The sequence below is a fragment of the Rhizobium sp. rho-13.1 genome, from assembly GCF_007000305.1.
GTDB classification, from domain to species: domain Bacteria; phylum Pseudomonadota; class Alphaproteobacteria; order Rhizobiales; family Rhizobiaceae; genus Rhizobium; species Rhizobium rhododendri.
Genome location: NZ_SCFL01000117.1, coordinates 1 through 248, shown reverse-complemented (window position 1 = coordinate 248; position 248 = coordinate 1). Strand labels below are relative to the sequence as shown.

1 protein-coding gene is annotated in these 248 nt (G+C 61.7%); it reads left to right on the top strand.

The window, feature by feature from the left end; genetic code table 11:
* Positions 1-248, top strand: a 248-nt coding sequence (locus tag EQW76_RS28890) for a transposase (protein ID WP_202617250.1), incomplete at both ends; no start/stop codon positions are given.

The window sequence follows — 248 nt, the reverse complement described above, 5'->3', positions numbered from 1 at the left end:
CGAGGCGGAAGCCACCAGCGCCAAGGCAAAACTTTCCAGCATCGAGGCGCTCAACGCCCATCTGCAATTGCTGATCGCCAAGCTGGAACGCGACAAACATGGTCCAAGCCGGGAGCGCACCCAGCGGCTGATCGACCAGATGGAATTGCAGCTCGAGGAGCTGGTTGCCGATGCCACCGAGGACGAGCTCGCTTCACAAGTGTCTGCCGCCAAAACCCAAGTCGTGCGTGCCTTCACCCGCAAGCGGC